The organism is Streptomyces sp. 4N124, assembly GCF_052245395.1.
In the GTDB taxonomy this organism is placed as follows: domain Bacteria; phylum Actinomycetota; class Actinomycetes; order Streptomycetales; family Streptomycetaceae; genus Streptomyces.
Genome location: NZ_JBQQBS010000083.1, coordinates 26,998 through 34,738, shown reverse-complemented (window position 1 = coordinate 34,738; position 7,741 = coordinate 26,998). Strand labels below are relative to the sequence as shown.

At 69.3% G+C, this 7,741-nt stretch carries 7 protein-coding genes; 6 read left to right on the top strand and 1 reads right to left on the bottom strand.

Annotation, left to right across the window (positions count from 1 at the left end; all coding sequences use genetic code 11):
* Positions 1 to 50: 50 nt before the first annotated feature.
* Positions 51 to 443: a hypothetical protein gene (locus ACTWQO_RS44530; protein ID WP_443243105.1), complete on the bottom strand. Its 393-nt coding sequence runs from the start codon at positions 441 to 443 to the stop codon at positions 51 to 53.
* A 676-nt stretch (positions 444 to 1,119) separates the two neighbouring features.
* Between ACTWQO_RS44530 and dacB the strand changes: the two genes are divergently transcribed.
* The 6 genes from dacB (at position 1,120) to ACTWQO_RS44500 (ending at position 7,640) form a co-directional block, all read left to right on the top strand.
* Positions 1,120 to 2,493: a D-alanyl-D-alanine carboxypeptidase/D-alanyl-D-alanine endopeptidase gene (gene dacB / locus ACTWQO_RS44525; protein WP_443243104.1), complete on the top strand. Its 1,374-nt coding sequence runs from the start codon at positions 1,120 to 1,122 to the stop codon at positions 2,491 to 2,493.
* Between the two features lie 271 nt (positions 2,494 to 2,764).
* Positions 2,765 to 3,679 carry a ricin-type beta-trefoil lectin domain protein gene (locus tag ACTWQO_RS44520; protein ID WP_443243103.1) on the top strand — a complete coding sequence of 305 codons (915 nt, stop codon included), beginning with the start codon at positions 2,765 to 2,767 and terminating at the stop codon, positions 3,677 to 3,679.
* A gap of 100 nt (positions 3,680 to 3,779) precedes the next feature.
* Positions 3,780 to 4,694, top strand: coding sequence for a helix-turn-helix domain-containing protein (locus tag ACTWQO_RS44515; protein ID WP_443243102.1), 915 nt, complete (start codon positions 3,780 to 3,782; stop codon positions 4,692 to 4,694).
* Positions 4,695 to 4,825: 131 nt separating this feature from the next.
* Entirely contained in the window at positions 4,826 to 5,980 is a 1,155-nt protein-coding gene (locus tag ACTWQO_RS44510) for an acyl-CoA dehydrogenase family protein (RefSeq protein WP_443243101.1), read from the top strand.
* Between the two features lie 413 nt (positions 5,981 to 6,393).
* Positions 6,394 to 6,867 carry a Dps family protein gene (locus ACTWQO_RS44505; protein ID WP_443243100.1) on the top strand — a complete coding sequence of 158 codons (474 nt, stop codon included), beginning with the start codon at positions 6,394 to 6,396 and terminating at the stop codon, positions 6,865 to 6,867.
* A 344-nt stretch (positions 6,868 to 7,211) separates the two neighbouring features.
* Positions 7,212 to 7,640, top strand: coding sequence for a hypothetical protein (locus tag ACTWQO_RS44500; protein ID WP_443243099.1), 429 nt, complete (start codon positions 7,212 to 7,214; stop codon positions 7,638 to 7,640).
* Positions 7,641 to 7,741 lie beyond the last annotated feature (101 nt).

Here is a 7,741-nt window from a genome sequence, read left to right as displayed (position 1 = left end):
GGTGAGACGCGGTACGGCGTCTTCCGGGGCTTCTGACGCCGTACCGCGTCTCACCCCTTGCGGTACCCGGGACGGGTGATGTCCAGCGCGTCCGGGTCGCCGCCGGCAGGCAGGGCGGCGGAGGCGAGGGCCAGGGCGACGATGCCGCCCCGGGGGCTCCACACTCCGCCCAGCTCCAGGTCCTCGGCCGCGTAACGGTTCGTGGTGCGCTCGACGGAGGCGTCGTAGCGCAGACACTCCTCGATCGCGTTGGGCAGGACTCCCAGGTCGTCCTGCAGCAGCCACAGTTGGTCGGTGTGCCGGAGCAGCGCCGGCACGGCGTTGTTCCGGAGGTTGACGGTCGTCTCGTGGCCGGCGATGACCAGCAGGGCCGCCGTGCTGGCAAGTTCCTCCTGGGAGAGGCGGCCGTCGTCCTCATCCCGGGCGGCGACGAGGGCGGACACCAGGTCGTCGCCGAGGTGCGCAGCTTGTCCTCGACCAGGTCGCGCAGGAAGGCGTGCAGTTCGGCCACCGCCGAGGCGTACTCGGGGTGGCCGACCAGGAAGGCGAGATCGAGCTCACCGGACGTGCGGCATGGCGTCGATGAGTTCATCGGCGATCCGGGTGATCCGCGGTTCCAGTTCCGCAGACCGCTTCGGAGAGAAGGCGCCCGACACCAGACGGCGCAGCCGGGTGTGCTCGGGCAGTCCGCCTCCAGCATCTGGCGGCCGAACCCGGTGCCGCACTTGTGCCCCAGGAACCCGCCGCCTCCCGCATCTGCGCGGCCGGCTGCGGGTTCTTTTGAGCAGCGCCGACTGGGTCAGCGGCGCACGGGCCCGGTCGTGGTCGACGACCACTCGGCCTGTGATGCCGGGGAAGAAGTGCCCGGGCAAATAGGCCCTTGGCGTGCAGCCACGCGTACCGTCACTGGGCGTCCGCCTTGAACTCCAGGCTCATGACAACCAGGTCATCGGGCTCACCGGCCGACCGGGCCTGCTGGTACGTGTCCATCGTCCAGGAGACGCAGCGACTCCCCACAAAGGTTCACACCCTCGCGAGACATCTGTGCCACACGTGACGGTGGTAGTGTGCGCGCCGATCTTCTTCTCACACGTTTCTGTACTCGGACCTTGGGATTCCATGAGTAACTCGGCAGAGGAAACACAGCAGACGACTGTCTTCACACCGGGCGGCCGACGTCGGCACCGCAGGGCGAGACAGGGCGGCTCCGGGGTCCGGCGTGCCGTCGTGCTCGCGATCGCGGTGCCCATGACCTCGGCCGCGCTGGCGGGGCCCTCGGCCTTCGCCGCGTCCGGCAACAGCGCGGCGGGCACGGCGGCCGGCGCGACCCAGGATGCCGACGCCGATGACCAGCAGATGGCCGCGAACCTGGACACCCGGGTGCTCGACCAGCGGCTGGGCTCCGACGTGAGCGGTGTGGTGCTCGACGCGGACTCCGACAGCACCCTGTGGGACCACAACGGCGCCACCGCGCTGATGCCCGCCTCCAACGTCAAGCTGGCCACGTCGACCGCAGCGCTGACGGTCCTGGGCCCGGAGCACCGGTTCACCACCAAGGTTGTCTACGGCAACGGCACCCTGACCCTCGTAGGCGGCGGCGACCGCACCCTGCTCAGCGCCGACCTCGCCGAGATGGCGCAGACCGCGGTCGCCGGGCTGCAAAAGGCGGGACTGACCTCGGTGAAGGTCGCCGTGGACGACAGCCTGTTCCCCGCGCCGACCCTGGCCGACGGCTGGAACGAGGGCTACTACCCGGATTCCGTCGCCCCGGTCCGCGCCCTGGTCGTCGACGGACGCGGCGTCCAGGACACCTCCATCGACGCCGGGCAGACTTTTGCCAAGCTGCTCGCCGAGGACGGCATCACCGTCGACGGTGACGTCACACGCGGTTCGGCAGCCCGCACCGACGTGCCCGTAGCACGCCACACGTCGGCCCCGCTGGCGGACATCGTCAAGAAGATGCTCAAGACCAGCGACAACAACATCGCCGAGACCCTGCTGCGGATGACCGCCCTTGGCGCAGGACGCCCCGCCACCTTCGAGGGCGGCACCGAGGTCGTGCGCCAGGTGCTCAGCCACCGCTACGGCGTCTCCCTCGACCACTTCGAGATCCACGACGGCAGCGGTCTGTCCCGCACGGACCGCATTCCGGCGGCCACCCTCGCGCAGATCCTCGAACTGCTCACCGAGCCCCGCTACGCGTACACCTTGGGTTCCATCCTGGACGGCCTGCCGGTCGCGGGTGAGGCGGGCTCCACCCTCGGTCCGGAGTGGGGCCGGTTCGACGACCCGAACTCCCAGTGCGCGGTCGGCAAGGTGCAGGCGAAGACCGGCACCCTCACAGGTGCCGTCGCCCTGAGCGGTCTGACCCGAACCGACGACGGCGAATGGCGAGTGTTCTCCTTCGTCGAGAACGGCTCCACGGCCGCTCCGAACGACATCAAGGATGCGATGGACGGCCTCGCCGCGACCGTGAACGGCTGCTGGGCCTAGCCGGCTTCAGGATCGGACACCGTGCATACGAACGCCGTCCGACCTTGAGGTCGGACGGCGTTCGTATGCGGTCCGGTGTCCTCGGCCGCGCGGCCCCACGCGCCCATTTGAGTCGTCACTCGCCGCCCATGATCCGGCTCCGCCGGAAAGGATTCCCATGAAGCCTCCACACACTCCCCCGGCGGGGGACCTCCCCAAAAGAGTCCCGGGCAGCGCCAGGCCGGCCAGTGCCGGTTCCGGGCCCGCCCAGGCTGGTGCCACGGCCAGTGCCATGGAGCCGACCGCGCCGGGGAACAGTGACCAAACCCCCGACGCTAGAGCCGCCTCCCTGCCCCGGCTCACCCAGATCTCCTCGCTCGGGTCCCGGGGGAACAGGGCCCGGGCTGCCGACGCCCCGGACACCGGCCCCACACCGGCCACCGCCCCACCAACCGGCGACAAGGCCCGGCGCGAGGGATTCCGTGGTGCGCTCGGCGTCGTGGGCATCGTGGGGCTGCTGGCGGCGAGCGGTGTCCTGCTGACCCTGGGCCTGGTCGGCAGTCACGACGACGACCAGCGTGACGCGCCGTCGGTGGCCGTCGACTCCGGTGAATACGGCACAGACGTAGTCGACGGGCTCGGCCGTGTGCCGGTGCCTTCGGCGAGCGCTCCCACTATCGGCGCCGGCAAGAAGCCCGACGGTTCCGGGAAGTCCACATCCGCCTCGCCCAAGAGCAGCGCGTCCAACGAGGTCTCGGCGTCTCCAGGCAAGCACGCCCCCACCCCGGCGAAGGACCCGACCGGGACCAGGACGACCGCTCCGGCACCGGGTGTGAAGGTGTTGAGTCATGCCACGCAGCGCTGCATCGACGTCGTGGACGGAAATGCAGCGCGGGGCGCGAAACTGATGATCTGGGACTGCTCGGACTCCGCCTCGCAGCACTGGACGTTCACGGACGGGACCATGCGCGCTCTCGGCCTGTGCGTGCAGCTCGCGGGCGGCTCGACAGCCGACGGCGCGGACCTCGAACTCGCTTCCTGCAACGGAAGTCCGGCGCAGCGGTTCGTACTGAACTCCGACCACGACCTGGTGAGCAGGCTCGCTGACAAGTGCACGGACGTGCGCGACAACGGCACAGCGAACGGCACTCGGCTCCAGTTGTGGTCCTGCTCCGGCGGTGTCAACCAGAAGTGGTCCACATCCTGAGCGGATGCCGAGCTGACGGAGGCATGTACAGGTGCTTACAGCACTAGGCATTTCCGAGCCTGATGAACGTATCTACCGGTGCTTCCTGGACCAGGGACCTGTGCTCGTCTCGGACCTCGCCGCATCCCTGGGAACATCGGCGGACCATGTTCACCGGTCCGTCGCCCGGCTCACGGAACTCGGACTCCTGCGCGCCGCCGGCCGCGGCTGTTTTCAGGCGACGAACCCCCAGGCCGCGCTGCTGCCCCTGCTGGCCAGGCGGCAGTTCGAGGTGGAGACGGCGCTGGCCTCGGCCCGGACGGAGATCGACCGGCTCGCCGAGCGCTACTGGGACGGGCGGCTGCGGGCCGATCCGCGCAACCTGCTGGAGGTCCTGTCGGACCGCGAGCTGATCCGGGAACGGGTCGAGGAACTGAGCAACTCCGCGACCAGCCACATGTGGGCCCTCGACCGGCCGCCCTATGTGGGCCGCCCCGATGGCCAACGCCACAGCAACGAGGACGAGTTCGCCATCACGGCGACCTGGCTGGGACGGGGCATCGAGGTGCGCTCGATCTACTGCCCGCAGTCGATGGAGCGCCCCGGACGGTTCGCCACGCTCCTCAGACTCGCCGAACTGGGCGAGCAGTCCAGGCTGTTGCCGTCCCTGCCGTTCAAGCTGCACATCATTGACAAGCGGGTCGCCCTGGTCCCGCTGTCCGGCCCGGTCTACGACGACCTCGTCGTCATCCACCCGTCCGCCATGCTCGACGCCCTGATGGAACTCTACGAGGCCTACTGGGCCCGCGCCGAGCCGATGTCCGGCGGGGGGCCCACCGAGGACGACACCCTCGGCGCGGACGACATCCTGCTCCTCGGCATGCTCAAGGCCGGGCTCAAGGACCAGGCCATCGCCCGCCAGCTGGGTTGCAGCACCCGGACTGCCACCCGGCGCATCGCCGCCGTCCTGACCAGGCTGGGAGCCGACACCCGTTTCCAGGCGGGGGTCAGGGCCGCCGCCCGGGGACTGATCTGAGCCGGCACGCGTGGACTTTGTTCATCTCCCCATCGCGGGCGCGGCTGCCGCTGAACCTCACAGCGATCGAAACACGTGTCTTCAGCGTATGCGGGTATTCACCCTTGCCGATTTCCCACGTTGGAGAACCCATGAGCACATATGAGTCCGACCCGTTGCGTCTTCCCGAGCTGCTCTCGGCCTCCGTCAAGGTCGCCGCCGAGGAGATGGAGGCCGGTCGTGACCTGCCCGAGAAGCTGATTCAGGAGCTGCGCGACAGCGGTGCCTTCCGGCTGCTCACCCCGCGCGAGCTGGGGGGTTTCGAAGCACCTCTGGAGACAGTCCTGAAGGTGTACGAGGGCTTCGGACGTCTCGACGCCTCGGTGGCGTGGGTCGTGTGGAACACCAACTGGGGGTTCCTCGCCGCGCTGCTCGGCGAGGCCGGCAACGCCCGGATCTGGGCAGACGGCCCCGATCCGATCTTCGCAAACGCCGACCATCCTGGCACTGCGGTGGTGACCGAGGGCGGCTACCGTCTCTCGGGCACCTGGAAGCGCGTCAGCGGCGTCGACCGAGCGGACTGGCTCGTCGTGGTCGCCGTCGTCGCGGAGGACGGCAGCCCCCGACTGACTCAGGCGGGCACACCGGACGTACGGCTCTTCGCCCTCAGCCGGGACCAGCTCTCGCTCCTGGACACCGGGGACGTCGGCGGCATGCTGGGCTCCGTCAGCAACACGGTGGTCGTCGACGACGTCCTGGTCCCCGAGGAGCTGGTCGCCAGGTTCGACGTGCCGGCCCGTACCCAGCGCCCCCTCCAACATGGCTTCATCCCCGCGCTCGTCTTCCCTGGCTGCTCCGCCGTGGTGCTCGGAGTCGCGCAGAGCGCCGTCGACGAGATCGTCACCCTCGCCAGGTCCAGGAGCACGTTCACCGGTGACACGCTCGCGGAATCCGCTCGTGCCCAGACGACCGTCGCGCGGTCGGAGGCGGCCCTCCAGGCGGCGCGGCTGCTGTTGCTGTCCGCGGCGGCGACTGTGGACGCCGCCGGGGACGATGGCGAGCCCGCCACCCTCGACCAGCGGGCCGCCCTGCATGCCGCGATGTGCCACGCGACAGAGGCCAGCCGAGAGGTGCTCACGGCCATGTACGAACTCGGCGGCGCTGCCTCGACCGACCACGGCAATCCCGTCGAGCGGCACTTCCGCGACGGGATGGTGGCGCTCCAGCACGCCAGCCACTTCGCTCCCTTCCTGGAGGCCGCCGGCCGCGTGCGCTTCGGGTTCGACCCTGGTGTCCCCCTCTTCTGATCCAGACCCGACAGTGGCCTGTGCGCGCGATCGAGACGTCCGTCTCGGACGGGGTGGAGTTCGCTGCGCTTTCCGCGGGTCCCCAGCAGGTGGCACGGACGCGGCGGCGGCCGCGGGTTGCGGTGTCTCCCGGTGCACGACGTACCGGTACCGCGTGCCGGCCGAGGACGGCGAATCGCTCAGGCTGAACCACGGCGACTCGACGCCGGGTTATCTGCGGGTCTGGTCAATGGCTCGTGGATCGACTGGCGTCACCTCTCCCGCGACGACGCCTTCCCGCGCTATGACCGACCCCCTCGAACGGGTCGTGTGTCGCTTCTCCCGCCGACTGCAGTCAAACGACTGATCCATGACAGGCCTGTGGCTTCGACAATGGGGACGCTGGCGACAATCCGGAAAGGAACCGCATACCCATGACGGTTATCAACAGCCCACTGCCGGACAAAGAGTGCGAGATCGCGGGGAGCGCCCTGCAGGCGACCCTGGTCGACCTGCTCGACCTGTCCCTCGTGGCCAAGCAGGCGCACTGGAACCTCTACGGGCCGCGCTTCCGCTCTGTCCATCTACAGCTCGATGAGGTGGTCACCACCGCGCGCGAGTACGCCGACACGGTGGCCGAACGCGCCGCCGCGCTGGGGGTCAGTCCGGACGGGCGGGCCGCCACGATCGCCGCCACCAGCGGTGTGCCCGACTTCGCGGCGGGCTGGACCAAGGACGTCGACGCCATCGACGCTCTGGTGCGGACGTTCTCCGCCGTCATCGAACGAGTCCGAGAGCGCATCGAGGTGACCGGTCCAGCGGACGCCGTGACACAGGACCTGTTGATAGGCCTGACCGCCGACCTGGAGAAGCAGAGCTGGATGTTCCAGGCCGAGAACCGCAGTTGAGGGATGCGGGGACGGTTCCGTATGAGGGGATCGTCCCCGCTGGACACACGTGCACGGCGCCAGGAACAGGGTCGCTCAGCTTCGGCAGCGTGCCCGCAAGGCGGCTGCTCTGACAGAGCCCAGGCGCGTCGCGGCAGTGGACGGTCGACAGGACGAGCCCTGACCAGTGAGTAACTCCACGAACCAGGAGCCGAGCAGCCCGGGGGAGCCGATCCGCTCGATCGGAACCGGCCACCTTGCAGATTACCTAACACCTCCCAAAGTAACCATCTTGACAGGTGACGGGACCTGATGGGAATCTTTCGTCACCGGCCAGAACGGTTACTTCTCGGTGAGGACATCCCATGGCAGTCGTACGGTTCCAACTCGTCTCCCAGCTCGGTCCGAAGGATGTGCTGGATGTGCTGACCGATTTCGGCCCCTCGCGCGCCGAGGCCTGGCCCACCATCGACGCCGAACACTTCGAGGTCCACGAACTCGGCGGCACCTGGGCCGAGGTCACCGAGGGAACCGCCGCGGCATGGGAACGCGCACGCTACGAATGGGAGCCGACCGGCGACACGGTCACCATCACCACGCTCGACTCCAAGCTCTTCGGAGCCGGCGGCGGCTGGGTCTTCCGGATGACGGCAGAGGGCGACGGCACTCTGGTCGACGTCGAGCTGACGCGGCAGCCGAGCACGGTCAAGGGCAAGGTGCTCGCCGCACTCCTCCCCCTGGTCGCTCCCGCGTCCCTGCGCAAGTCCTTCGCGGGGCCCCTGCAGGCGAAGTGACGCGCTCCCGGCCCCTGATCCGCGAGGCCGACGGTGCGGCACGGCCCACACGATGAGGGGCCGACAGCGTCACGCTGTCGGCCCCTCCCGCATGTGCCCCC